The 26,204-nt window shown below is 69.7% G+C and carries 23 protein-coding genes; 18 read left to right on the plus strand and 5 right to left on the minus strand.

Going from position 1 to position 26,204, the window contains the following annotated elements; translation table 11 throughout:
* From AC07O8_RS26970 to AC07O8_RS27050, 17 genes are all read left to right on the plus strand, one after another.
* Positions 1-539: bacteriophage T4 gp5 trimerization domain-containing protein (locus AC07O8_RS26970; protein WP_495050980.1), on the plus strand; the 539-nt coding region annotated here is incomplete at its 5' end.
* A gap of 14 nt (positions 540-553) precedes the next feature.
* The gene (locus AC07O8_RS26975) at positions 554-1,978 is read left to right on the plus strand and encodes a DUF2169 family type VI secretion system accessory protein (protein ID WP_495050981.1); all 1,425 of its coding nucleotides are present in this window, start codon (positions 554-556) and stop codon (positions 1,976-1,978) included.
* A 40-nt stretch (positions 1,979-2,018) separates the two neighbouring features.
* On the plus strand, positions 2,019-2,324 hold the full coding sequence (locus AC07O8_RS26980) for a DUF4150 domain-containing protein (protein WP_495050982.1): 306 nt from the start codon (positions 2,019-2,021) through the stop codon (positions 2,322-2,324).
* Between the two features lie 4 nt (positions 2,325-2,328).
* A complete protein-coding gene (locus AC07O8_RS26985) occupies positions 2,329-3,237 on the plus strand; it encodes a hypothetical protein (RefSeq protein WP_495050983.1) in 909 nt (302 codons plus the stop codon).
* Positions 3,237-3,722, plus strand: a complete 486-nt coding sequence (locus AC07O8_RS26990) for a hypothetical protein (RefSeq protein ID WP_495050984.1) — start codon at positions 3,237-3,239, stop codon at positions 3,720-3,722. The genes AC07O8_RS26985 and AC07O8_RS26990 overlap by 1 nt, the downstream gene beginning before the upstream one ends.
* Positions 3,715-4,176 carry a DUF7832 domain-containing protein gene (locus AC07O8_RS26995; RefSeq protein WP_495050985.1) on the plus strand — a complete coding sequence of 154 codons (462 nt, stop codon included), beginning with the start codon at positions 3,715-3,717 and terminating at the stop codon, positions 4,174-4,176. Before AC07O8_RS26990 ends, AC07O8_RS26995 begins: the two co-directional genes overlap by 8 nt.
* A 299-nt stretch (positions 4,177-4,475) precedes the next feature.
* Positions 4,476-4,994 carry a hypothetical protein gene (locus AC07O8_RS27000; protein ID WP_495050986.1) on the plus strand — a complete coding sequence of 173 codons (519 nt, stop codon included), beginning with the start codon at positions 4,476-4,478 and terminating at the stop codon, positions 4,992-4,994.
* Between the two features lie 301 nt (positions 4,995-5,295).
* A complete protein-coding gene (locus AC07O8_RS27005) occupies positions 5,296-7,533 on the plus strand; it encodes a type VI secretion system Vgr family protein (protein WP_495050987.1) in 2,238 nt (745 codons plus the stop codon).
* A gap of 1 nt (position 7,534) precedes the next feature.
* Positions 7,535-8,188: a DUF6484 domain-containing protein gene (locus AC07O8_RS27010; RefSeq protein ID WP_495050988.1), complete on the plus strand. Its 654-nt coding sequence runs from the start codon at positions 7,535-7,537 to the stop codon at positions 8,186-8,188.
* A gap of 27 nt (positions 8,189-8,215) precedes the next feature.
* The gene (locus tag AC07O8_RS27015; protein ID WP_495050989.1) at positions 8,216-9,289 is read left to right on the plus strand and encodes a DUF2169 family type VI secretion system accessory protein; all 1,074 of its coding nucleotides are present in this window, start codon (positions 8,216-8,218) and stop codon (positions 9,287-9,289) included.
* Between the two features lie 25 nt (positions 9,290-9,314).
* Positions 9,315-10,457 carry a beta-ketoacyl synthase N-terminal-like domain-containing protein gene (locus AC07O8_RS27020; protein WP_495050990.1) on the plus strand — a complete coding sequence of 381 codons (1,143 nt, stop codon included), beginning with the start codon at positions 9,315-9,317 and terminating at the stop codon, positions 10,455-10,457.
* Positions 10,454-11,755: a TIGR02270 family protein gene (locus AC07O8_RS27025; protein WP_495050991.1), complete on the plus strand. Its 1,302-nt coding sequence runs from the start codon at positions 10,454-10,456 to the stop codon at positions 11,753-11,755. The genes AC07O8_RS27020 and AC07O8_RS27025 overlap by 4 nt, the downstream gene beginning before the upstream one ends.
* 3 nt (positions 11,756-11,758) lie before the next feature.
* Positions 11,759-12,733, plus strand: coding sequence for a DUF4150 domain-containing protein (locus tag AC07O8_RS27030; RefSeq protein ID WP_495050992.1), 975 nt, complete (start codon positions 11,759-11,761; stop codon positions 12,731-12,733).
* A gap of 43 nt (positions 12,734-12,776) precedes the next feature.
* Positions 12,777-13,706: a type VI immunity family protein gene (locus AC07O8_RS27035; RefSeq protein ID WP_495050993.1), complete on the plus strand. Its 930-nt coding sequence runs from the start codon at positions 12,777-12,779 to the stop codon at positions 13,704-13,706.
* Positions 13,707-13,835: 129 nt separating this feature from the next.
* Entirely contained in the window at positions 13,836-16,553 is a 2,718-nt protein-coding gene (locus AC07O8_RS27040; RefSeq protein WP_495050994.1) for a protein kinase domain-containing protein, read from the plus strand.
* Positions 16,554-16,660: 107 nt separating this feature from the next.
* Entirely contained in the window at positions 16,661-17,806 is a 1,146-nt protein-coding gene (locus AC07O8_RS27045; RefSeq protein ID WP_495050995.1) for a polysaccharide deacetylase family protein, read from the plus strand.
* Positions 17,803-18,735, plus strand: a complete 933-nt coding sequence (locus tag AC07O8_RS27050) for a hypothetical protein (RefSeq protein ID WP_495050996.1) — start codon at positions 17,803-17,805, stop codon at positions 18,733-18,735. The genes AC07O8_RS27045 and AC07O8_RS27050 overlap by 4 nt, the downstream gene beginning before the upstream one ends.
* A 12-nt stretch (positions 18,736-18,747) precedes the next feature.
* On the opposite strand, the gene AC07O8_RS27055 is transcribed toward AC07O8_RS27050, so the two are convergent.
* The 5 genes from AC07O8_RS27055 to AC07O8_RS27075 all read right to left on the minus strand — a co-directional run bounded on the left by AC07O8_RS27055 (position 18,748) and on the right by AC07O8_RS27075 (position 24,810).
* Entirely contained in the window at positions 18,748-19,176 is a 429-nt protein-coding gene (locus AC07O8_RS27055) for a VOC family protein (RefSeq protein WP_495050997.1), read from the minus strand.
* A 1,051-nt stretch (positions 19,177-20,227) separates the two neighbouring features.
* Positions 20,228-21,148, minus strand: coding sequence for a TIGR03915 family putative DNA repair protein (locus AC07O8_RS27060; protein ID WP_495050998.1), 921 nt, complete (start codon positions 21,146-21,148; stop codon positions 20,228-20,230).
* Complete coding sequence (locus AC07O8_RS27065) at positions 21,148-22,494, minus strand: putative DNA modification/repair radical SAM protein (protein WP_495050999.1); 1,347 nt, start codon at positions 22,492-22,494, stop codon at positions 21,148-21,150. Before AC07O8_RS27065 ends, AC07O8_RS27060 begins: the two co-directional genes overlap by 1 nt.
* Before the next feature lie 55 nt (positions 22,495-22,549).
* Positions 22,550-23,689: an acyltransferase family protein gene (locus AC07O8_RS27070; RefSeq protein WP_495051000.1), complete on the minus strand. Its 1,140-nt coding sequence runs from the start codon at positions 23,687-23,689 to the stop codon at positions 22,550-22,552.
* 65 nt (positions 23,690-23,754) lie between these two features.
* Positions 23,755-24,810 (minus strand): LysM peptidoglycan-binding domain-containing protein, encoded by a 1,056-nt coding sequence (locus tag AC07O8_RS27075; RefSeq protein ID WP_495051001.1) that lies wholly within the window; start codon positions 24,808-24,810, stop codon positions 23,755-23,757.
* 138 nt (positions 24,811-24,948) lie between these two features.
* On the opposite strand from AC07O8_RS27075, the gene AC07O8_RS27080 reads away from it, so the two are divergent.
* Positions 24,949-26,204, plus strand: a 1,256-nt coding sequence (locus AC07O8_RS27080; RefSeq protein ID WP_495051002.1) for an FHA domain-containing protein, incomplete at its 3' end; no start/stop codon positions are given.

Below are 26,204 nucleotides of genomic sequence, written 5' to 3' on the forward strand. Positions count from 1 at the left end.
AGGACATCGAGGTCGAGAACGACGAGACGCACTGGGTCGGGCGGGATCGGACGAAGACGATCGACCGGCATGAGACGGTCTTCGTGAAGGGCAACCGCACGGAGACGGTGGATCTGAACGAGACGATCACGGTTCATCAGAACCGCACCGAGCGGGTCGACCTCAATGAGACCGTCTCGATCGGCGACAACCGGTCGGTGACGATCGGCGGCATGAAGACCGAGACCATCGCCTTGGCGAAGGCCGAGACGATCGGGCTGGGCAAGGCGCTGACCATCGGCGCCGCCTATCAGACGACGGTCGGTGGGCTGATGAACACGACGGTCGGCCTGCAGCAGTCGGAGCAGGTGGGCCTGAGCAAGACCACGCGCGTGGGCAAGACCTATGAGCTGGTCGCGGGCGACGCGATCCGCTTCGTCGTCGGCAAGGCCAGCCTGACGATGACCAAGGACGGCAAGGTGACGATCGTCGGCTCGGAGTTCCTGTTCGATGCGTCCGGGCCGGTGCAGATCAACGGCAAGGACATCGACCTCAACTGAGGTCGGATCTCCGTATGGAACTGGTCAACCTCACGCCGTTCGGCGCGGCGGGTTATCGCGGCATCGACACGCAGGACCGCGAGCACGAGGTCGTGGCGGTGCGCACGGTCTACAAGCTCGTGCCGGCGTGGCAGTTGGAAGGCGCGCAGCCGACAGCCGCCGGCCCGATGCGCCTGGTGCCGCAACTGATCGACGAAGGCGCACCGCCGCTGGTCACCGAGGATCAATACGTCGGTGAGGTCGGCCAGAGCAGCGTGCGCGCGGAAAGCGATCTCGCGCCGTTCAAGCCGAAGTGCGACGTCCTGGTCACCGGCACCAGCCATGCGCCGGGTGGGCAGGCGAGCGAAGGCTGGCTCGCCAGGCTGCGCGTCAGTCAACCGTCGCGCCATCCCCAGGCGGATCCGGCCGCCGGCTACGTGCCGCCGCTGACGGATCCCGATGCGAGTTTCGCGGACCGTGTGGCGTGGCAAGAGTCGCGACGCGTCGCGATCGACGGCTGGCTGAGAGCACGCGGACCGAACGGGGATCGCAGCCGCGAGATGCTGCTGGACAAGGCGTTGCATCTGCAGGCGCCGTCGGAGTTCGTGCGCGACCCCACGGGTGCCTGGACGCGACGCACGCTGAGTTTCGCGACCAGCGTTCCGCTTCTGTATGAACTCGCATATGGCGGCAGCAGCCGCGTGGCGAATCCCGATTTCGGACGAGACGCCGATGCGCCCGAGCTGCTGCTCAACGAAGTCTGCTTCCTGAATCCCTTGGGTCGCGGCTGGATGCATGCGGACCTGGAACGGGCGTTGCAGGACGCACGGGTCCCGATGCCCGCGTCATGGCCCGCGCCGCAGATCGAGGCGCCCGACCGGCGAGTCGATCGACCGGACATCACGTCGCAGGCCGCGGGCCAGCAGCCGCCCCAGATGCTTGAGCAAGCCAGGTCCTATGCGCATCGCCCGGCGGGTTTCGGTCCCGTTGGGCGCGCGTGGACGCCGCGCATCCAGCGTGCCGGCTCGTACAACGATCAATGGCTGGCCGAGCGTTGGCCCAATCTGCCGAAAGATTTCGACATGGCGTACTGGAACGCCGCGCCGGACGACCAGCAGATCGCCTTCCCGCGGCCCGACTGCTACATCGAGCTCGGCAACCTGGTCGACCCCGCGCTCTGCCCGAGCGGGCATGCGTTCATCGCCTTGCCGGGTCACCGCGTGTCGGTGCTGTTCCATCTCGCCAGCGGCCTGATGCTCGGCGGCGTGTGCGCGATCGATACCGTGCACGTCGATACGGACGCGATGGAGCTGGCCATCGTCTGGCGTGCGAGCGTGTCGGCCGAGATGGGTGTGAAAACGGCCGAACTGAGATTCGAGACCGATCTGGCGGCGCCGCTGTTTCGCGTACCGACTGAGAAGAGAACTGAGATTTCGGTGGAGACCGCCAATGGCAGCTAATTACGGGGCCCGCAAGCAAAGCGGGTGGGTCGTTTACAGCATGCCGCCGGACGTCTGCAAGACACCCATGGGCAGCTCGATGGTGCCGGTGCCGTATCCGATCACATCGCAGTTGAGCGCCGCCACGGGTGTGGTCAAGAGCGTGAAGCTGAACGGGTATCCCGCAGTGGTGTTCGACCAGAGCAAGACCCCCAGCAGCGCGGGCGACACGCCGGGCAGCGGCACCGGTATCAAGAGCGGCACGGTGGGCAAGAAGTGCGAGCCGCTGGACAAGAGCTCGACGGTGCGTGCCGGTAAGAAGTGGGTCGTGCGCCATGGCGACAAGTTCTGGATGAACGGCGGCTGATCGCATGGGTAGCTACAACACGACAGGCATCCTGCAGAAGTCACCTGCGGCGAGTGCAGGCAAGGCGGAGGACGCGAATGCGGCGGTCAAGGTGGAGACCATGGAGATCTCCAAGCTCGACGCGCTGCAAATGCTGCTGGATGTGGTGGGTCTGATCCCGGGCGCCGGCGCACCGGCGGACATTCTCAACGGCCTGGTCAGTGCGGCTCGCGGGGATTGGCTGGGCGCGGGACTGTCGTTGCTCGGGGCGGTGCCGATCGCTGGCGAAGCGGCCGTCGCGGCCAAGATCGCCAAGAACGCGGATCGCTACGCCGCAGCCGTGAGAAAGGTCGCCGACGAAGTGTTGCCGCATCTTCCAAAAGGGGTGCAGAAGAAGCTTCGGGAGACGATCGACGCGGCGGAGAAGAAGATCCAGGAACTCGGCGGCAAGGCGGAGGCTCCGAAGGGAAAGGCTTCCGACGGCCCGGAGGCAGAGAACAAGGGCAAAGGCGGCGAGAAGATCAAGGGCGATCCCTGCCAGCCCCTGGAGAACGGTGTGCCCGGCGATGGATACCGAGGCGGCAAGCACGGCAAGATCAAGGAGGGCGGATATGGATACGATCCCAAGCGGGAGTCCCACCACATGCCGGCCGACTCCAGTTACGACAAGATCAACGGTCGAGCGGTGTCGTCCGACGGCAAGCCCACGATCCAGATGGACAAGGCGGATCACAAGCAGACCGCCAGTTGGGGGAGCAGCGCCGCAGCCAAAGCCTATCGGAATACTCAGTCTGCTTTGATGAAATCAGGCAAGGTTGGATTCATGCAGGCCGTCATGATGGACATAGCGGATGTGAGAGGGAAGTTCGGGGATAAGTATGATGGCGCCATTGCTCAATATCTGGCCTGGGCAAAATGCAAAGGCTTCTTGTGATGTCGAATCCCGTTGATTCCTGGCGTGAACGTCTCTCCGTACTTCGAACCCAGCGCCCTTCGCGGACGCGGGATCTTTCGCTCAGCCTCATTGTTGACGAAGCGTTCGATGTCGCGGACCAGGATAACGTCGAAGCGCTTCTCCTGTCCTTCACATCGGATATCGATACATCGGTGCTGCAATCTTTCGAGAACGCACTCGGACGTATTGATCATGCTTTATATTTCTCGTCTCTCGGGCGCTGCTTTGAAGTGATGGCCAAGGTCAATCCCAGGATCGCCACAGAGCGGATCAACTATCCGGGCCGGGAGTTGACAGCGCCGGAGCTGAATGAAGGCTTCTTGGCATTCGCGGCCAATCTGGCCAGTGTCGATCTGCTCGTGCTGATGCGAAGCACGATCGTGGAGTGGCGCCTTCTGGGTAGTGAGCCGTATCGCACTTTCTTTTATCTCTCCCAGTCGTTTGAAGGAAAAGCAAATGGATGATCTGTTGAAGCAGTTTCTCGCGGACGGCGAAAAGCTGATGGAGAATGTGCCACTCGACTTCTTTGAGAACTACACGTCTGAAGAAACGAAGGCACCCAATGGCATTCATATCGTCTGGTTCATCGCGTGGTGTCGTGCTAATGAACTTTTGTCGCCGGAGTTCGCTGGCGCCATCGAGGATTACTTGAAGTCGCCGGCGCGCGCCACCTTGTCGTTCCGCGACTTCTGTGACCAGTACACCGGCGGATCCCTCAAGCCGGAGCACTTGTCGGACCGCGGTGCGGAGTTCGCCAGGAAGTATTACGGGACGGGCTGGACGCATCGATATCTGCTGGATCTGGAGACGCTGTTCCCGGCGGTCGACAGCTTCGATCAACTCGTCGACAGGCCGGAGAATCTTGAAGCGGTCAATCGAGTGCTTTCGCAGCGTTGGGCGGAGTTTCGAGGCGAATGACTTTGATGGGCGGTCCTGATGCTCCCGAGCCCCGAGCCTCCTCTGCCTGACTGAAGGTGGCGCTCCGCTCATCGCAGCGGTGGCTGCGAGATCGACTGGGATCAGTGGAGCAAGGATGGAGGCCAAGTCCGCGCCAGCTATCGCGAAGATCTGCTGATCGACACGGTGTCGGTATCGGTTCCGATGCGCAAGAAGTGATCGGCGTCTTCGCGGGTGGGGCGGCCAACCTGTCGGCCAGTTCCCCCCCCCAGATCGTCCGCCCGGCCCGGCGACCCCAATACGGGTTATCGTTCAGCCTCATGACCACCACCTCCATTCCCACGCTCCCCGAGCTTCCGAGCCTTCTCGGACTGACCGAGTCCGATGCTCCGCTGATCGCCGCGGTCCTCGCGCACACCACGCCCGCCGGCACGCCCGCGCCCACCGAGCTCTCCCAGAAGCGCAAGAAGGAGATCCGCGCCGGCTTCGTGCACCTGAAGGAGGCCGGCGTCGTGCTGTCCTTCTCCCCGCGCGAGACCCACGCGGTCGACTACGGTGAGCCGCTGGGCACCGGCACGCACGTGCTGAGCGCGATCTTCTACTACCCCGAAGGCAGCGAGGAAGTCGATCCCTACAAGGGGAACGGCCCGTTCGCGACCACCCCCGTGAATACCCGCGAGACCGCCACCGCCGCCTACGGCGAAGCCGTCGACGGCGAGGAGGAGGAGGGCGTCTTCGAGTGGGAACAGTGGGAGGTCGAGGGCCGCGAGGTCACCGTCGACTACGCCGACGACGGCGCCGTGCTGACGATCACCGTCTCGCTGACCTTGCCGATGTGACGGCTGCGCGGCGCGCCGGGAAGGCGCTCCGCGAACTTCGAGCGAGCGCCGCCGCGCCCAGCGGCACACGCGTCACTCACACCGGTGACATGCCAAAACCCCCGCGCTCGCCGCCGCGGCTGCGAGGCGGGAGGGGCCGCTAGGCGCAAACCACAGCCATAGCGGCGCTATGGCGAGGATTTGCAACGACGCGGACTGCCCGCCTCGCAGCCGCGGCGAATGACTTTGGTCGCTTTCGGCGCAGTTCGCCCGAGCCTACCGTGAAGGTCCGATTGCTCCGGTCCGCCTTCACGGTCCGCCCATGGCAGCTCCATTCCGCCTCAAGACCGCCCTCGCCGACGACGTCCTGCGCGTGCACGCCTGCGCGTCGCGCGAGGCGTTGAGCGACCTCGGCGAGACCACGCTGACCCTGCTCAGCGAGCGCAAGGACATCCGCGCCTCGGAGCTGCTCGGCAAGTCCGCGACGCTGACGATGGCCCTGCGCGACGACGCCCCGCGCCACCTCGCCGGCTATGTCACCCGCTTCGCGCAGACCGGATTCGAGGGCAAGCACACCGTCTACCAGATGACGATGCGCCCCTGGCTGTGGCTGCTCACGCGCACCGCCGACTGCCGCATCTTCCAGGAGATGACCGTCCCCGACATCGTCAAGGCGGTCTTCGACGACCACCCGGTCGCGCGCCACGAGTTCAAGCTCATGCGCGCCTACCGGCCCTGGACCTACTGCGTCCAGTACCGCGAGACCGACTTCAACTTCGTCGCCCGGCTGCTGGAGAACGAGGGCATCTACTGGTACTTCAGCCACGACGAGTCCGGCCACACGCTGGTGCTGACCGACGCCGCCTCGGCCCATGACTGCGCCCCCGGCTGCGAGACGCTGCCGTTCTACGGCGGCACGAACAACGCGCCGCCCGAGCTCGAATACGTGGACACCTGGGTGACGCAGGAGAGCCTCAAGCCCGGCAAGGTCGTCATCACCGACTACGACTTCGAGCGGCCGTCGACCTCGCTGGAATCCAAGCTGGACCGTGCCCGCGACTACGACCTGTCCGACGGCGAGGTCTTCGACTACCCCGGCGGCTACGTGCAGGGCAGCGACGGCGCGCAGTACGTCGAGGACCGCCTCGACGAGATCCAGACCGCCTTCGCCCGCTTCGACGGCGACACCAACGCGCAGGGCGTGCGCACCGGCCACCTGCTGTCGCTGAGCCGCCATCCGCGCGACGACCAGAACGCCAAGTACCTCATCACCGGCACGATCACGCAGATGCGCCAGGCGTCGACGGAGTCGGCCTCGGGCGAGTCCGAGCTGCGCTGCCGCTTCAACGCCATCCCCGCCGACCAGCAGTTCCGCCCCGAGCGCCGCACGCCCAAGCCGATGGCGCCCGGCCCGCAGACCGCGATCGTGACGGGGCCGTCGGGCGAGGAGATCTTCACCGACAAGTACGGCCGCATCAAGGTGCAGTTCCACTGGGACCGCCGCGGCCAGCGCAACGAGACCAGCTCCTGCTGGATCCGCGTCTCGCAACCCTGGGCCGGCAAGGGCTGGGGCGGCGTCTCCATCCCGCGCATCGGGCAGGAGGTCGTGGTCGACTTCGTCGAGGGCGACCCGGACCAGCCGCTCATCACCGGCCGCGTCTACAACGCCGAGCAGATGCCCCCGTACGGCCTGCCGGCCGCCGCCGTCATCAGCGGCATGAAGTCCAAGACCCACAAGGGCGCGGGCTACAACGAGATGTCGATGGACGACACCGCCGGCAAGGAGATGATCACGATCCACGGCCAGTACGACATGGCCACCACGATCGAGCACGACCAGACCTCCACCATCCACAACAACCGCACCGACACGGTGGACGTGGACGACTCGGAGACCGTCGGCAACAACCAGACGCAGACCGTCGGCGTGAACCAGACGATCAGCGTCGGATCGAACCGCTCGAAGACGGTCGGCGCCAACGAGACCACGTCCGTCGGCGCCAGCCGCACGGAGACCGTCGGCGCGGCCGAGACCATCACCATCGGCGCGCATCGCACCGAGACGGTCAACGGCGGCGAGACGGTGACGATCAACGCCGGCCAGACGGTCACCGTCAACGGCGTGCGCAGCCACACCGTCAACGGCGCGCAGACCACGACGATCTCCATCGCCGAGGCGCACACCGTCGGCGCAGGCCGCATGCACACGGTCGGCGCGGCCGAGGCGATCAACGTCGGCGGCGCGCAGATGGTGTCCATCGGCGGGCTGCAGCGGGTCAATGTCGGCGCGCTGCAGTCGATCGGCGTCGGCGGTCCGCACAAGCTGTCGGCCGCGACCATCGGGCAGACCGCCAAGGGCACCTACAAGACCAAGGCCGGCGGCAGCGCCACGATCGAGGCCCCCTCGATCACGCTCAAGGCCGGCGGCAGCAAGATCGTGATGGACTCGAGCGGGATCACGATCTCCGCCTCCAAGATCACCATCAAGGCCAGCGGCACGGTCGGCATCAAGGGCAGCGGCGGCGTGGCCGTCAAGGGCGCCAAGATCGGAGAGAACTGACATGGCCGAGCAAGCAGGCAACGCGGGGCCCCTGGGCGCCGCTCCCCCTCCCAACCGCCGTCGCGGCGATCCGACCCGCGCGGCCGTCGCCGCCGCGGAGCACCTGATGGACCGCGTGCGGCTGGTCGACGCGGGCGTGCTGGTCGGCATGTTCTGCGGCTTCGACGCGCAAGGGCGCTTCCTGGTCCGCATGGCCAAGGGCCTGCCGCCCGTCGTCGCGATGTCCGTCGTCGGCCTGAAGGTCGAGGACGAAGGCGACGAGGTCATCGTCTCGCTCGAGCGCGGCGATCCGACACGCCCGGTCATCCTGGGCCGGGCGATGCGGCATGCGGAGCCCGAGGCGCCGCGACGCGGCGCGCCTTCGGCCGCCGCCGCGCGCGAACTCGAACTGGAGGCTCGCGGGGATGCGCCCGACGCCGAACCCGAGGCGGCGCTCGATGCGACGCCCGGCCCCGCGCTCACGCGCCGCGGCCAGACCGTGACGGTCGACGGCGAGCGGGTCGTGCTCAACGGCGCGAAGCAGGTCGAGCTGCGCTGCGGGGAGGCCAGCATCGTGCTGACCGCCGCCGGCAAGATCCTGATCCGGGGCACTTATGTGCTGAGCCGCTCCAGCGGCGCGAACCGCATCAAGGGTGCGTTCGTCGACATCAACTGACGGTCCCGGACCCCGTCAGGATTCCCCATGTGGCAACTGCAGAACCGCACGCCGTTCGCCGCCGAGCGCGGCTGGGTGCGCGACCGCGACGGCACCGAGATCTGGCTCGTCGCGGTGAAGGCGAGTTTCACCTTGCAGGCGGACGGCACGCCGCGCGTGGCCGAGGCGCAGCCCGAGGTCCTGCGCGGCCCGGCGCATCGCGGCGACGCGGCCTCGACCAGCCTGATGGCGGACGCGGACCTGGTCCGCACCAAGACGGCGACCGACGTGATCGTCGACGGGCAGGCGCACGCGCCCGGCGGCACGCCGGTGACCGAACTCGACATCGGCGTGGCGGTGGGCAGCCGCACGAAGGTGCTCAAGGTCTTCGGCGACCGCGTCTGGCAGGGGCGCAGCATCGGCCGGCCGGCGCCGTTCACGGCGATGCCCGTCGTGTGGGAGCGCGCCTTCGGCGGCGTCGATCCGAAGGCCGATCCCGCGACCTGGGACGAACGCAATCCGCTGGGGCAGGGCTACGCCGTCGACGGTGACCACGTCGACGGCCGGCCGCTGCCCAACATCGAGGACCCCGACCACCTGATCCGCAGCTGGAAGGACCGGCCCGTGCCGGCCGGTCTGGGCGCGCTCTGCAGCCACTGGACGGAGCGCCGCCGCTTCGCCGGCACCTACGACGAGCGCTGGCAGCGTGAGCGTCTGCCGCTGCTGCCCGACGACTTCGACGACCGCCACTACCAGTGCGCGCCGCCGGACCAGCAGCACGCCGGTTTCCTGCGGGGCGGCGAGCCGGTCGCGCTGCTGAACCTGTCGCCGGGCGGCGGGCAGCTGCGGTTCGCGTTGCCGCGCGTGTTCCTCGGCCTGGAGACCTTCTTCAACGACGGCCACCGCGAGGTCCATCCGCCGCCGAAGCTGCACACCGTGATCCTGGCGCCCGACGAGCGTCGGGTTTCGCTGGTCTTCCACAGCGCGCTGCCGTGCCATCCGCGCGTGCTCAAGCTGGAGCGCACGCGCCTCTGGCTCAAGCAGGACCTGCGCGACGGCGTGCTCGGCGCGCCGGAGCCCGACGGCGTCGAGGTCGACGGCCCTCGGGCGGAGGCGGCCTGACATGCGCCAGGAAACGACTGTTCCCGTGTCGCCTGCGTCGCCGGCCCCGCCGCCGCTGCGCGTGCTGGCGATCGGCGCGTTCACGCCAGTGGGCGGCGATGCGCGATCGACCGCCGCCGCGGTGCGCGCCGGGCTGTGCGGCTTCCGCGAGCACGCCTACATGATCGACACCGCCGGCGAGCCGATGCGCGTGGCGCAGGTGGCAGGTATCGATGCCGGCCTGCGCGGCACGGAGCGCCTGGTGGCGCTGCTCGCGCCGGCGTTGACGGAGGCGCTGGCGGAAGTCCTCGCGCCCGCGCGCCCTGACACCGGCGTCCGGAACGGGCGCATCGGCGTCGCCGTCGCGGGGCCGCCAGTTCGTCCGGGCGGTCCCGGCGATCCTGGTGCGACCGGCGGTCCTCGCGACACGACCGCCGCGACCGACGCGACCGATGCCCTGCGCGCGCTGTGCCGCGACCGCCTCGGTGCCCGGCTTGGTCCGTTCCAGCATTTCGCCAGCGGCCACGCGGGCGGTTTCGAGGCGCTCGACCAGGCGCGCGCCTGGCTGCGGGCCGGACAGGTCGACGCGGTCGTCGTCGCGGGCGTGGACTCTTATCTCGCGCCGGAGACGCTGGAATGGCTCGAGGCGGAAGAACAGCTGCACGGCGCCGGCCCCTTGAACAACGCCTGGGGCTTCATCCCCGGCGAGGCGGCCGGCGCGCTGCTGCTGGCGCCCGCCGGGGCGGGCGCTGCGGCGGACGCGTCGGGCGGCTGGGCCGATGTGCTGGCGGTCGGTCTCGGCCGCGAATCGAAGTTGAACAAGAGCGGCGAGGTCTGCATCGGCGAAGGCCTGACGCAGGCGCTGCGCCGCGCGCTGGATGAAGTGCCCGGAGAAGGTGTGATCGACAACGTGGTGTGCGACATGAACGGCGAGGCGTATCGCGCCGATGAATACGGCTTCTGCGGCTTGCGCGTGCGCGACCGGCTGCGCGATCCGACCGACTTCCTCGCGCCGGCGGACTGCTGGGGCGACGTGGGCGCGGCGGGCCTGCCGCTGCATCTGCTGCTGGCGGCGTCCGCCTGCCGCAAGGGCCATGCGAAGGGGCCGCTGACCTTGCTGTGGGGCAGCTCCGACGGCGGCGGGCGCGGCGCGGCGGTGATCCGCGCCGACGTGGCGGTGCGGGCATGACCATGGACAACGCCCGCATCGAGGCCGGTCTACCCGCGCCGGTGACCGCCGACCAGATCGAGACCTACCGCGACGAGGCCGCCTTCCTGTGGACGCAGCGTCGCGACGCGCTGGACGCGCCGCACTACTCGCCGCAGCAGTTCGCCGATCTGGACGAGCAACTGGCCGCGCAGCTCGACGGCCTCGCCGAGGCCGGCGACGACGCCTGGCCGCCGTGCCAGGCCGCGCTGGTCAACGACTGCGCGGAAGACTTCTTCGTCGCCGGGGTGCTGGCGCTCAACGGGCGGCCCGACGACTGGCCGGCGCTGGTGCGGCGCGCCAAGGAGGCGCCCGAAGCCGCGCCTGGACTGGCGTCGGCGCTGGGCTGGGTCGGCGCCAACGAGGCATTGAAGGCCGAGGCCCTGATGCCGCCCGAGGATTCGCTGAGCCGTCGCCTGACGCTGGAGGCCTACGGCGCGCACCGGCTGGACGCGGGCGAGCGCTGGTCGGTGTCGATGCGCTCGACCAATGCCGGCGAACGCGCACGGGCGCTGCGGCTGGCGGGCGAGCTCGGACGTGTCGAGGGACTGGAGCCGGTGCTCGGCCTGATCGGCGACGAGAAGAGCGAGCCGCGCTACTGGGCGCTGTGGTCCGGGGTGCTGCTGGGCGATCGCGGCAAGGCGCTGGCCGCGTTGACCGGTGCGGCGCTGCGGCCGGGCACGCGGCAGATGGATGCGTTCCGGCTGGCGGTGCTGTCGCTGCCGGTGCCGGAGGGACATCGCCTGCTGGTGGAGGCGGAATCCATGGCCGGCGCGGCGCGCCTGCGCATCATCGGCGCGGGACTGTCCGGCCAGTTGCGCTACGTGCCGTGGCTGATCGACCAGATGACCAAGCCCGCGACGGCGCGCATCGCGCTCGAGGCCTTCTGCCTGATCGCCGGCGCCGACGTCAATGCCGACGGCCTCGAGGCGCCGCCGCCGGAGGACCTCGAGGAAGGCCCGAACGAGGATCCGGAGGACGACGACGTCGAGGTGCCGGTGGACATCGCGCTGCCATGGCCGCAGGTCGAGCAGGTGCGGGCCTGGTGGCTCGCGCACCAGTCGCGGTTGCCGACGTTGTCGCCCGACGGGCGGCTCTTCCTCGGCCAGCCGCTGAGCGAGGTGCACTGCCTGCGCGTGCTGCACGGCGGACGGCAGCGGGCGAGGGCGCTCGCGGCGCTGCACCTGTGCCTGCTGCGGCCGGGCACGCCGCTGTTCCCGGTGGACGCGCCGGCGTGGCGGCAGCAGCGCCTGCTGCAACGGCTGGGCGGGGGAGACTGAAACATGCCGGTCACCATCAAGGTCAACGGGACCGTCAACTCGCTGGTGCACAAGTTCAGCAACGGCATCAGCGCCGCGACCATCCCCGACGTCTGCAAGACGCCGAGCCCCGGCGGCCCCGTGCCCATCCCGTATCCCAACATCGCCCAGTCCGTGACGCTGTCCGACGGCACGACCACGGTCAAGGGCGACAAGGCGATGGCCGCCATCAAGGGGTCCAAGTTCGCGATGTCCAACGGGGACAACCCGGGCACGCTCGGCGGGGTCAAGTCCAGCACCTTCATGAAGGAGGCCACCTGGATCCTGTACTCCTTCGACACGAAGATGAACGGGAAGAACTGCGCCCGGTTGATGGACAAGATGTTCCACAACCACGAGAACGCGGCGAATCTGGCGGGCGAGATCCAGGGCGTGGCGACAGCGGACTTCGCGGCGCGCCTCGGGGACAAGGAACTCGCGGATGAGTTGTGCGATGCGGCCTGCCACGCCACGAAGGAGTGGAAGGGCGGACAGCCCAATCGGCAGCAACTGATGGCGGAGCGTCTGAGCTCGTCGTCCTTCCCCACGCATGGCGGAAGGTTCACCAACTATGTCGCCAAGAACCCGAAGCTCCTGTTGGAGGCGCCGTCGCTCGCGCCCATGGTGCCGGGCGACCGTCTCATCATGCTGGTCTCGATGACGGGTCGTACCATTCCGGGCACGGCCGCGCTGACCAGCATGGCGCCGGGATCCGCGGTGGCGGGCGGCGTCGCCCGCGCCGCCAATGCGCTGGGCGGTCGCGTGACGATCTGGGATGCGGTGACACTGAAGTCGCCCGCCGGCGGGCTGGCCCCGAACAACATCTCGAAGTTGGTCGAGGTGAAATTTCCTGGCGACTCTCATACGCCCAATCAGACCTTTGCCCGCGACAACATGAGTCGTGCGGACAAGGCGAAAATCGTCGAGATGGAACCGGCCAAGGACTGTGCCTGCTCATGATGAATCGCGCACTTCGCCGACCAGCCCTACTCATCGAACGCCCATGACCCTGTCCGAACTCCGAGAGCAAATCGCCGTCGACGTCGACGGCCACCGTCTGGTCGATCTCTGCCTGCAGATCGTGATCGTGCTGGACGGTCCGCTGGCTCCAGTGATGCCGCGTGTCCAGCGCCTGTACGACGACTTCATGGCCCGCTACCGCGACCGCATCCGTCTTGCCTACCATTACGACGAGAAGGAGATGCGCCCGTTCAATCCGGACGAATGGCGGGACGTTGCCCGCTGGCTGGATGCGTCGTTGAGCCTGGGCAGCGGCTCGTTCGGTGCGCACTTCCAGGCTGGCGATCCTCAAGCGGAGCAGCGGGCGCCGATGTTCGACGCGGTGCACTACGCACCGTCCCCTGAACTGGCCCGCGTCGGTATCCGGTTGCGGCTGCCGATCGAGGACGCGGGGCACGGCGGAGATGCCTTGCGCGACCTGTTCGTCGCCCTCCTCGACGGCTTGCCGCTGCGCGTGGCGCTCTGCGGGCTCGCGCCGTGCTGGAGCTCAGAGCAGAACGATTCGGCGCGGGCCTTCAAGACCCATACCGTGCCGAAGCTGCTGCGGCATCCCGGGCTGGACATCGGTGCTTTCACCTTCCATGTCCTGCATGCGCCCGCGGGCCTGATGACGATTCACTGGCTCACGGCGCTCGGGCCGTCACTGGCTGACCGCCTGGGTGGCGCGGGCGCGCTGCGCGCCGAATTGCCGCCGCCCTGCGAGGTTGTCGGCCTGCCGGGTGGCGGCGTCGTGCTCCGCGCCGGACGGGAGCCGGTCGCGGGGGATGTGAATCGCGACGATCGGTTGCCGGCGTATCAAGCCGTGGCACGGGCCGTGCGTCCGGTCTGGGCGTCGGACGATTACATCGGCAACATCAGCTATCCGGAGATCGAACCGGAAGTCGGCGATCAATGGGTCGCACGATTCTTCTGAACCGCCCGGGGGTGGGGCGCGTAGCCCACTTCGGGTGGCACCCTCGGATGACTTTCGTTCATTGCCCCCGATCCCCGTGACAGGGACGATGCGCATTGGGCGGCGATCCTCGCCGCGGCGAGGCGTTCGATGTCACGACAAGAAGGTAACCCCCGCTCGGCCAAGCCGGGCAACGCACCGGCAGTGGCCGACGATCCCACGCTCGATCCGGACGCGACACGCATCGTGCCGGCCGGCGCGCCGCTCGACCGCATGCCGCCCAACACCGCCGCCAACCGCGCCACGCCGCCTGCCGCGCCGGAGGTCGAGCCCGCGCACGACGACGGCCCCGAGACCGTGCAGCATGAGCGCGAGATCAGCTTCATCGATCCGACCTTCCCCGACACCTTCTCGATTCGCGCCAGCCGCAAGCCGGCCGACATCCCCGTCGACACCGATCACACCGTCATCGCGCCCGCCCCGCTGCTGACGCCGCGTGCGCCCGCCGAGCGGTCCGCCCCGACGACGCCCGCCGAAGAGTCGGCCCCGGAATCCGCTTTGGAATCCGCTTTGGAATCCGCTTCGGAATCCCTCATCTCCGCCGAGGCCTCTGCCGTGCCGTCCGCCCCGGCGTCTCAGGTGCCCGCCCAGTCCGGCACGTCCGCGACGCCCGCCGCGCCGCTCGAGCCGGTCGAGCCGCCCGCCGCGGCCGCCCGGCCGCTCGCGGACATCTCGCCCTCCGGCAATGAGACCGTGATCGTCCCCGCGGCGGCGCTGTCGGCCGCCGCCAGGGGCGCGCCGCCGGCACCGCCCGTGACCCCGCCCGTTACCCCGGCCGTGCCCCCGACCGCGACCCTCCCGCCGACCCCGGCGAGTGCGCCCGTCGCCGACGCCGAGGAGTCCGAGTTCGGCGCCTCCGAATTCGCCGAGACGGTGCTCGATCCCGACGCCGCGGCCGCCGTGGCGGCGCTGCGCGCCATGCCCCCCATGCCCGAGCCTGAACGGCGCCCGTCGACCGGCACGCTGCCGGGCGGCACGCTGGCCGCCAAGGTCGCCAGCAACGAGGCCCCGGTGCGCCAGGTCGGCCGCTTCCAGGTGCTGGACCGCATCGGACGCGGCGGCATGGCCAGCGTGTTCAAGGCCCACGACCCCAGCATCGGCCGCGACGTGGCGATCAAGTTCCTGCACGCCTCGCTGTGCGAGGACGAGGAATACCACGCCCGCTTCCTGCGCGAGGCGCGCGCCTCCGGCAGCCTGTCGCATCCCAACATCGTCACCGTGCACGACGTGGGCGAGGTCGACGGCCGGCCCTACATGGCCATGGAACTGCTGGACGGCGAACCGCTGGCCGACCTGCTCGAACCCGGCGCGCCGCTGGCGATCCGCGACACCGTCGTGATGGCCATCCAGCTGGCCCGCGCGCTCGACTACGCGCACAAGCGCGGCATCGTCCACCGCGACATCAAGCCCGGCAACATCGCCCGCGTGCGCGGCACGCTCGACATCAAGGTGATGGACTTCGGCATCGCCCACATGGAGTCGACCAAGGGGGAGCAGCGCACCCGCGTCGGCGACGTGCTCGGCACGCCGCAATACATGGCCCCCGAGCAGATGAACGGCGAGAAGATCGACGGCCGCTCGGACCTGTTCTCGGTCGGCATCGTGCTGTACCAGATGCTCACCGGCGTGCGTCCGTTCACCGGCGACAGCGTCGTGAACCTGGCGCTCAAGATCGCCAAGGACGACCCGACGCCGCTGAACAAGCTGCGCCCGGAGATCCCGGCGTCGCTGCGCCGCGTCGTCGACCGCTGCCTGGCCAAGGCGCCGGAGAACCGCTTCCAGACCGGCGCCGAGCTGGCCGACGCGCTGGTCAAGGTGCTCAATGAGATCGACGAGGAGGCGCGCAACAAGGGCCGCTCCAAGCTGATCCCGCTGCGCGTGAAGTGGGCCGCGATGATGGCCGGCATCGTCGCCATCGTGATGGCGGTGAGCGGCTCCATCATCAGCCAGCGCCAGAACGCCGCGCTGATGCAGCAGGTGGCCGACTACGGCACCGCGCTGTCGCGCTTCATCGCCGCGCAGAACGCCACCGCCGCGCTGGGCGAGGACTGGGTCTCCGTCGACGTGTCGCTGCAGGAGATCATGAAGACGGGCGACTTCGAGAGCGTCACCGTCGTCGACCGCGCCGGCGTGGTGGCGGCCTCGAGCCTGCCGGAGACCGTCGGCAAGCCCTACCAGGCGCCACCCGGCGAGACGCTGGGCGAGCAGGGCGCCGTCAAGCGCACGCGGTATCACGCGGCCGGCGGCGCGGCGATCCTGGGCTTCGACTCGCCGATCACCTTCCAGGACAAGACCGTCGGGCGCGTCGCGCTGGGCCTGCCCGAGCGTCCGCTCGAGAGCGTCGCGCGGCTGTCGCGCACGCTGATGGCGGTGCTCGCGGTGACGACGGTGCTGGCCGTCGCGATCGCGATGTTCTTCGTCGCCAACTGGTTCTCGCGGCCCATCAAGCTGGTCGTGGAGGCGCTCGACGAGATCGGCCGCGGCCGCGTCGACTTCCGCATCCGCGAACAGCGCAAGGACGAATTCGGCCTGCTCTATGCCGCCTTCGACCGCATGGCGCAGGCGCTGCAGGACAAGCAGGCGCTGGCGGCCTCCGCCGCCAAGGCGGAAGCGCCGACGACGATCGGACGCAAGTCCGGCGCGCTGGCGGCGGCGCGGCAGCAGGCCGCGCAGACCGCTCAGGCGTCCGAGCCCCAGCCCGAGCTCAAGGCGCAGGACGCGGCCGCGCCGTCCGACGAGCAGACGCAGCCCGCGCCGCCCATTCCGCCCGCCCCGCCGTCCACGCCGTCCACGCCGGGAGCCGCCTGATGTCGGTCGCGAAAGCATCGCTGCGCATGAAGATCCCTCACTCCCACCGTCTCTCGCGAAGTGAGCAGGTGGGGGACTCCCTCTCCCGCTTGCGGGAGAGGGCAGGGGTGAGGGCCAGCAGCCTCACGCACGAAGCGACCCGCTGTACTTCGCCGGCCGCTGGCCCTCACCCCCACCCTCTCCCGCAAGCGGGAGAGGGAGTCCGACCGCTGCTTGCAGGTGTTGTCGCGGCTGCGGCGTTCGCGCTGACCGGTTGCGTCGCGCCGCCGACCGCGACGCCGCCGCTCAATGAGCCCGCGCCGGTCAAGGCGCCCTCGACCACCGCCAACGGCGAGATCATCGCGCGCAGCGACCGGCTGCTGATCTACGTGCCGGTGGCCGGCGAATCGCTGCGCGGCATCGCAGGCCGGCTGCTGGGCAGCGAGGACCGCGAGTGGCAGATCAGCGAGGCCAACAGCGGCGCCACGAAGGCCGAGCCCGGACAGCCGCTGATCGTGCCGCTCAAGCCGATGAGCCCGCTGGGCGTGCGCTCGGGCCAGCTGCAGACCGTGCCCATCCTCTGCTACCACCGGCTCGGCACGGTGGGCGGGAAGATGGCCGTGTCGCAGGGCAACTTCGCCGCGCAGATGGAGTGGCTGGCGAAGAACGACTACCGCGTGGTCAAGCTGTCGCAGCTCGCCGGTTACCTCGACGGCAAGGAGCCGCTGCCGCCCAAGGCCGTGGTGATCACGTTCGACGACGGCTACGAGTCGGTCTACAAGCTCGCCTATCCGGTGCTGCGCAAGCTCGGCCTGCCGGCGACGATGTTCGTCTACACCGACTTCGTCGGCGCGGGCGGCGATGCGGTGAGCTGGTCGCAACTGGCGGAGATGCAGGCCTCGGGCTTGATGGACATCCAGTCGCACTCGAAGACGCACCGCAACCTGATCGAGCGCACGACCGGCGAGAACGAGGAGCGCTACAAGCGCAACCTCGACAGCGAGACCGCGGGCCCGCGCGACCTGATCGAGCAGAAGCTCGGCACGGCGGGCCAGGTGCGCCACTACGCCTATCCCTACGGCGACGCCAACGAACCGGTACTGGACGCGCTGACGCGCCAGAAGTACACGCTGGCGGTGACCGTCAACCCGGGCGGCAACGCCTTCTATGCGCAGCCGCTGATGCTGCGCCGCACGATGATCTTCGGCGACCACGACCTCGAGGCCTTCAAGGCCCGGCTGCAGACCAGCCGACGCATCGGGCCGACCCCATGAGGGCGGCCGTTGCACTGGCCCTGGTGATGGCCGCCGCGCTGGCGGCCTGTACCGGCGGCCCCAGCGCGCTGCGCCATCCGGACGGCGGCACGGGCAGCCCGCCGTCGGCGTTCGAGCAGGCGCAGCTCCAGCGCGCGCAGGAGCAGGTGAAGGACGGCCAGCTGGCCGACGCCGCCTGGACCTGGGAGGCGCTGACGGTGCTGCGTCCGGACAACGCCGCTTACCGCGACGGCCTGGCCGCGACGCGGCAGCAGATCGACAGCGGCGTGGCCGATCGCCTGGACAAGGCCAAGGCCGCGCACAAGCGCGGCGACCTGGACGGCGCGACCACGCAGTACCTGGGCGCGCTCGCCCTGCAGCCGGACAACGAGACGGCCGCCGATGCGTTGCGCGCGCTCGAGAAGGAGCGCAACCAGAAGAGCTACCTCGGCAAGCCGGCGCGCGTGACGCTGCGCAAGACGTCGCCGCTGCCGGTCGCGGCGAAGCCGGCAGCCACGGCCAAGGCGCAGGCCTCGACCTCGGGCGCGCCGGCGAAGGAGTCGACCCCGGCCGCCACGACCGCCGCGAACGCCGCGACGGCGGCCGCGGCCGCGGGACCGGACCGCAATGAGCTGGAACACATCGCGATGCTGTCCGCGCAGGGGGAGGTGGACGAACCGATCCGCCTGCTGGAGAAGCGCGCGCCCCAGGACCGCAACGATCCGTCGGCGAAGCGCCTGCTGGCCGACCTCTATGTGCGCAAGGCCGAGAAGCTCGCGGCGATCGACAAGTCCGGCGCGATCATGGTGCTGCAGAAGTGTCTGCGGGTGGACCCGAAGAACGCACGGGCGACGGCCATGATGCGGCAGCTGATCGACGAATCGGCGGCGAAATCCGCCGCGCCCGCGCCTGCGGCGGCGACGGCGAAGAACAAGGTCGACAAGAAGTGAAGGCCGGCGCGCTCAGAACGTCACCTTGACCGAGTCGGCACTCCGCTTGGCCTCGCCGTGGAAGACGGCCTCGATGTTGTTGCCGTCGGGGTCGAGCACGAACGCCGCGTAGTAGCCGGGGTGGTAAGGCCGCTCGCCGGGCGCGCCGTTGTCGGTGCCGCCGTTGGCCAGCGCGGTCTTGTGGAAGGCGTCGACCGCCGCGCGGTCCCTGGCCTGGAAGGCCAGGTGATGACGACCCGTCAGGTGTCCCTGGGCGGACGAGCTGTCCGCCGTCGACACGAACAGCTCGTCGGCCCAGAAGTAGTCGTCGCCGGAGCCGCCGATCGGCACGCCCAGCGGCGGCAGGATCGCCTCGTAGAACTTCCGGCTCGCGGGCAGGTCCCGCACGACGAGCTGGAGGTGGTCGATGAGGCGTCCGCGATGCAGTTCCTGCGTTTCCATGGGGGTCTCCTTGAAAGCGTGAGATGAAGGCGTCGAGATGAAGGCGTCCAGGTGATCCGGATGAATTCGACGGGGCAAGCGACGTTCTTATCCCTCCACGCGGCGCCCGGGCCGTTCGTTTTTCCTGCGGCGCCGTTCGGCGCCCCCGGAGTCCGGGACAGCGGCAACCCCGCCATGGGCGCCCCGTTTGCTCGCGCTGTCCTTCTCGTGCTCGGCACGTCTTCCAAGGCAGCTCTTCCATGAAACCGCTTCTCCTTGCCGCAGTCCTTGTCGCGGCCGTTCCTGGCGCCTGGGCGCAGTTCAATCCTCCCGGCGGTCCGATGCAGAAGATCGACGTGCGGGCCGGCGATGCCGCCGATGGCCGGTCGAACGGCGGTGACCCTGGTTGGCTGAACGCCTCGGCGAGCGACAGCGGCATCGATGCGTCGGGCGAGGCCTTCCATTCGGCGACGTCGGCGTCGACGCGGCTCGGACCCGGCCATCTGTCGGGCAGCCTCGCGGCCAGCGTGTCGGGGAGCGGCTCTTCGACGGCGTCGCTGTCGGCCTACCAGACCGATGCGCTGACCTTCAGCCGCAACGACGGCGGCTTCGACAACGCGCTGGTCATCCACTACAACATCGTGATCGCGGGCGGCACGTCGGCATCGATGACGCCCGGCGCCAGCGGTGTGGCCGGCCCGGGCGGCGGCGTGCCGGCGGGGTCGCTGGACTGGACCTTCGTCCACCAGCTCGACGGGTTCTACACCACCAGCTGGGACAGCACGACGACCCTGGCCCACGACGGCAGCGTCGCGACCGCCAGCCACTGGAACGTCGGCGCGATCGGGAACGTCTACGCGGTCTACACCTTCGCGGCCGCGATCACGGCGGGCCGTGCGATGGACATGGACTTCTACCTGGAGATGAACAGCCGCCTGAACATGGCCGGGCCGTCGGCGACGGGCACGATGTCCGCCGATGCGCCCACGATCTACTGGGGCGGGATCTCGCAGGTGACCGACTGGTACGGCCGTGTGGTCGACTATTCGGTGACGTCGGCGTCGGGCTTCAACTACGCGCTGTCCGCGGTGCCGTCGCCTGCGCCGGAGCCGTCGACCTGGGCGATGCTGCTGGCCGGCGTGGCCGTGCTGGCAGCGCGGGCGCGATCGATCTCGCGGATGCGGCGCGGCGAGGTCGGGCCTGCGGCCAGCATGGCCTGAACGCGGCCTCCGGACTGCGCGACGAGCGGCTCGATCAGCGCGGCTTCCGGCAGGTTGGCCCAGTAACGGCGCGGCATCTCGCGCGTCATCATCGCGACCTTCAGCCGCGCCGGGTTGAAGATGCTGCGGTAGTAGGTCAACCAGAGGTCCGCGCCCGCGTCCTGCGGGGGCGCGTCCTCACGCCGGCCGCCGGGACCGATGCGCAACGCCGCGCCGTCCCAGGCGACCGAGCAACGCGGCGAGAGGATCGCCCATCGCAGGTTCGCGAAACGCCGGGCGAAGAACGGCGCGGCGGCTTCGAGCGTGTGATGCGTCGGCTCGAACCACGCGACCAGGCGCTCGCCGTCGACGTCCTCGACGGGCACGAAACGGACGAAGGCGTGCGTCTTGTGGATCTCATGTCGCACCTCGCGTTCGAGGCGCTCCGCGCGACGGCGATCCGGGTCCAGCGTGTCGCGCCAGTAGTCCGGCTCGGTCTTCAGGCGGACCAGCATGCGATACAGCAGCGTGAAGCGCTGGGGCTCGGCGTGGAGCAGGGCGGAGCGGCACAGCGACAGGAACGTCGCGGGAACGGTGAACGTCGATGGCGCGCCCGCCGCCGTCGGCTCGGGCACACCGGCCTCGCTGTCGAGAGGCTCGTCGGCCCAGAGGTCGTCGTCGTCACCGGTGGTCCAGACGACGTCGTCGGGGGCGACGCCGCACGCCATCAGCCGCTTCGCCGCTTGGCGGAATCCGTCGACGTCGATGGGGCCGTCGAGTGCGACGCGGATCATCAGAACAGTCCCATCTGCATCGGCACGGGCATCGGCGCCGGCATCGCGGACATCGCCAATGTCGCCGATGTCGCCGATGTCGCAGGCGCGGCGGCGCCCGCCGCACCGCGCGTCGCCGCGCCGGCGGCCGTGGATGCCGCCGTCGCACTGGGCCGGTGGCCGTCGACGATCACGAACGGGAGCACCTTGCGCGTGGGCAGCTTCAACTGCCGCAGGTCCTCGGCTCTGAGACGGCGCGCGACGCGCGCGGCGAGCAGCTTGTCGACCGAGCCCACGCCCAATCCCGGGACCCGCAGCAGCAACTCGCGCGGTGCCTGGTTGAGATCCACCGGAAAGCGCTCCGGATGGGCCAGCGCCCAGGCGTGCTTGGGATCGACGTCGAGCCGCAGCAGACCCGTGCCGTCGTCGACGATCTCCTCGTGATCGAAGCCGTAGAAGCGCATCAGCCAGTCGGCCTGGTAGAGCCGGTGCTCGCGCACGAGCGGTGGCGCCTGGAGCGGCAGGGCCCGCGCGGCATCGGGGATCGGGCTGAAGGCCGAGTAGTACACGCGCCGCATCCGGAAGCGCCCGTACAGCGCGGCGCTGCTGCGCAGGATGCTGCGGTCGTCGCTGGCGTCGGCGCCGACGATCATCTGGGTGCTCTGGCCCGCGGGGGCGAAGCGGGGCGGTCTCGCCGGGCGCGCGGCGGCGCCGGGCAGCACCCGGATCGGCGCCTCGGCCACCGCGCGATGCGCGGCCTTCGCATCGTCGATGTGCAGCTTCAGCCGGCCCATCGATCGATGGATGGCGACGGTGTCCTTCTCGGGCGCCAGCGCCTTCAGGCCGTCGTCGGTGGGCAGTTCCACGTTGATGCTGAGCCGGTCCGCGTAGCGGCCGGCTCGCTGCAGCAGTTCCTCGCTGGCATCGGGGATGGTCTTCAGGTGGATGTAGCCGCGGAAGTCGTGGTCCTCGCGCAGCATCTGCGCGACGCGCACCACCTGCTCCATCGTGAAGTCGGGACTCTTGATGATGCCGCTGCTGAGGAACAGTCCCTCGATGGTGTTGCGGCGGTAGAAGTCCAGCGTCAGCGCGACCACTTCCTCGGCGCTGAACTTCGCCCGCGCGACGTTGCTCGACGACCGGTTCACGCAGTACAGGCAGTCGTACTGGCAATGGTTGGTGAGCAGGATCTTCAGCAGCGAGATGCAGCGGCCGTCCGGCGCATAGCTGTGGCAGATGCCCATGCCTTCGGTCGAACCGATGCCGGCGCCGCCGCGGGAATCGCGCTGATCGGTGCCGCTCGAGGCGCAGGAGGCGTCGTACTTGGCGGCGTCCGCCAGGATGGCGAGCTTGCGGGTGAGGTCCATGAACGGCCGGAGAGATTGAATACTGTATGAATATACAGTGTTCCGGCGGAGGATGTCAGTGGCTGCGCGCGATGTCGGCATCCCTGCGAGCGTTCGGCCACGCCCGTGCCGCCAAGGCACCAAGGCGATGCATCAGGCGTTCCAGTCCCCGGGCCAGTCCGACGCTGACCGCGACCGCGGGCAGGTAGACGACGAAGGTCCACGCCTCCGAGGACCCGATCCACGCGCGATACAGCGCCACCGTCGCCAGCACGACGAACATGTGCGTCAGGTAGAGCTCGTAGCTGAGCCGTCCCATGCGCGCCAGCCAGCCCAGGCCCCGGCGAGGCGCTGGCGCATGGACCCGGAACGCGACCAGCATCGCGCAGGTGCCCAGGCACAGGCCGTACATGCCGCTCTTGAAGAGGTGGCGGTGGACGAGGTCTCCCCAGCCGATCACCAGCAGTACGCAGAAGCCGCCGAAGATCGCGAGCGCCCGCGCGTCGCGCGGCGCCGGTCGCCAGCGCCGCGCGGCGAGGGCGGCCAGCACGCCCCAGGCGATGGCGGACATGCCGGGCAGATAGGCCTTTTCCCACCAGACCTCGTTGGCGATCGGCACCAGCGAACGCAGGGGCAGCAGGCTCAGCGCCAGCACCGCGAGCGCCACGACGAGCAAACGGTGCGGCAACGCGAGGTACAAGAGCGGGAAGGCGACGTAGAAGACCTCCTCGATCGACAAGGACCACAGCACGTCCCAGGCGGCCGGCGCCCAGCCGGTGCGGCCTTCATACCAGTTGAAGGTGAAGGTCAGCGCCGAGCCCAGCAGCCCGCCGATCGACTGTCTGGACGACGGCGCGAACTCCGGGATGCCGAGCGCGGCCAGCAGCGTGAGCACGGTCAGCACGACCAGCAGCAGCGGCAGGATCCGGCGGGCGCGGGCGACGTAGAAGGCGCCGAGCCGGACACGTCGCAGATCGCCGTCGCGCTCGAGGATGCGGGTCGTGATCAGGAAGCCCGAGATCACGAAGAACATGAAGACCGCCTCGTAGCCGTTGAAGCTGACGGCGTCGATCAAGCGCTTGGGCAGCCAGGGGCCGAGCAGGCTGGGCGCGAGCGGCAGCCGGAACGGCAGCGCCAGGTGGTGCACGACGACCAGCAGGATGGCCACGCCACGCAGGCAGTCGATGGCGAAGTTGCGAGGGGGGCGGACGTCCATTGGGGGCGCTCGAAAAGCGAAGAGGCGCCTCGGGCGCCTCTTCGCATGCGGTCATGACAGGCCGGTCACTTCAGCTGATCCGCCTTCGCCTTCAGCGTGACGGCTTTCTGGCGTTCCAGCTTGGCGAGTTCGTTGTCCGGATCGAGCTGCAGGACGTTGTCCCAGCCCTTGATCGCGCCTGCCAGGTCCTGCTTGGCGAACGCGGTGCGCGCGCTCAGCGTGGCCTTGGCGATCTGCTTCTTGCGGACGGCCTCGATCTTCGCGCCGGCCCCCGGCTGGTCGGCGGCCTCGGCGCGGCGGTACTCCTCCAGCGCCTTGTCGAAACGGCCCGCGCGCTCATGCGCGTCGCCGGCGCGCATCGCCTTCTCGCCGGGCGAGAGTTCCGGCGGCGGCGGTGGGGGCGGGGCAGCCGGCGTCGGGGCGGCAGCCACCGTCGTCGTCGCCGGCGGCGTCGGCGCCTGTGCGGCGGCGGCTGCGGCTGCTGCGGCCGCGGCGGCCTTGGGATCCGGCTTCGCCGAAGGGCGCGGATACAGCGGACCCGCCGGCGGCTTGCCGGGGATGCGCAGCACCTGGCCGCCCGACACCTGACGCGGCACGCGGATGTCGTTGTAGCGGGCCAGGATGTAGAACGCGTAGATGTCGCCCATGAAGCGGCCCGCGATCCGCGACAGCGTGTCGCTGGACTGCACCGTGTAGGCGAAGGATTCGCGGCCCAGCTGCGCCACCGGATCCGCCGTGATCTGGCGCATCAGGTTGTTGGCCAGCTTGTTGGCCGGGTCCAGCTGCAGCGCGCGCTGCAGCTCGTTGCGGGCCTGGTCTTCCTGGCCGGCTTCCAGCAGCTCGATCGACTGCATGGCGGTCTTCTGCGCCAGCGCCTGCTCGGCTGCTGTCGGCGGCACGGGTTCGGGCGGCGGAGGAGGCGGCGGCGGCGGCGCGGTCACCACCGGCTCGGGCGGCGGCGGCGGCGGTTTCGGCGTGACGCAGGCCGTCAGCGCCAGGCACAGCAGCAGGGCCGTCCCGGCTGTCAGCGCGGTCGGTCGGGCGGAATGACCACGACCCCGCGCCGCTTGCGCGGTCGGGGTCAGGGAGGTCGGGGTGTCTGAACGGGAAGAGGTCGACATCGGCATCACGTCGGAATTCGAGCGGGGTGCAGTATGAAACAGCGACAAGTCCCTCTCAGGTGACTTTCGTTCATTGAAGCGAGACCATTGTCACGCAAACATCCCATGCCAGTCTCCCGAGGTCCCAAAGGCAGCCACATGACCCTCACCCTGCGCGCGGTGTCGCTCAACGACCTGCCCCTGTCGCAGCCCATCACCGCGCGATTCGACGCCACCGGGGGGACCATCGGTCGCGCCGACAACAACACCATGGCGCTGCCGGACCCGGAGCGCCACATCTCCCGCCAGCAGGCCGAGATCAGCGCCGAGGCCGGCGGGTATGTCATCCGCAACGTCGGCAGCGCCAATCCGATCACCGTGTCCGGGCAGGCCGTGAGCCAGGGGCAATCCGTCCCGCTGCGCCATCTGGACCAGGTCCGGATCGGCGGCTACCTGCTGGAAGTCCAGAGCGAGGCCGACGCCGACAGCGGCGCCACGGTCATCCGCCGCGCCCCGGACCTGAGCCGTCCGGCCACGCTGGGACCGTCGCCGGCACCGGCGCCGGCCGCGCTGTCGAGTTCCAACCCGTTCGCCGACCTGTTCGGCGGCGCGCCGTCGACCGACGTCTTCACGACCTCGCCCGCGCCGGCGCCGCATGTCTCGGCCTTCGCCGCGCCGGCGGTCCAGGCGCCGCCGCCCGCGCCGGTCGCGCCCATGCTGCTGCCGGACGACTTCGATCCGTTCGCGCCGCCGGTTTCACCGACGTCTTCGTCGCCATCTTCGCCGCGTTCAACACCGGCGGCCTCGAATGCCGGCGGCCTCCCGTCGTCCTTCGATCCCTTCGGCGGGCTGGACCTGGCACCGCCGCCCGCGCCGGCCGCACCGCCGGCCCGCAACGACGACCTCGGTTTCGGGGGCGCCTTCGCGGACCTCGTGCCGGGCGACAACAACCGCTCGCTGGACGACCTCTTCGGCCTGCAACCCGGCGGCAGCGATCCGCTGGCCGGTTTCATGGCCGGCGCCTCCCAACCGGGCGACGCGCTGCGCGACACGGTGGCGTCGGACCCGCTGGCGCTTTTCGGTGCCGCGGCGCCGACGAAGAACACCGAGCCGCACACCCCGGCGCTGCCGGACCACACGCCGGCACTGAACTCGGCCTTCCGGCCGCCGGAAGTGCGGACGATGCCGCCGGTCCAGCCGTCGGTGGCGCAAGTTGCGCCACCCGTCGTATCACCCGTCGCATCACCCATCGCGCCCTCCGCCGTCGCGTCGGTCCTGCCGCCCGTGATCACCCCGATCCCGGCGCCGGTGATGCCGCCGGTGGCACCGCCGCCGCTCGCGGTCGTCCCGCCGCCGGCCTACGTGCCGCCGCCGGCCTACGTGCCGCCGCCGGCGCCGGCCGTCCCGGCGCCGAC

This window comes from Roseateles sp. GW821-FHT09G09, assembly GCF_059415965.1.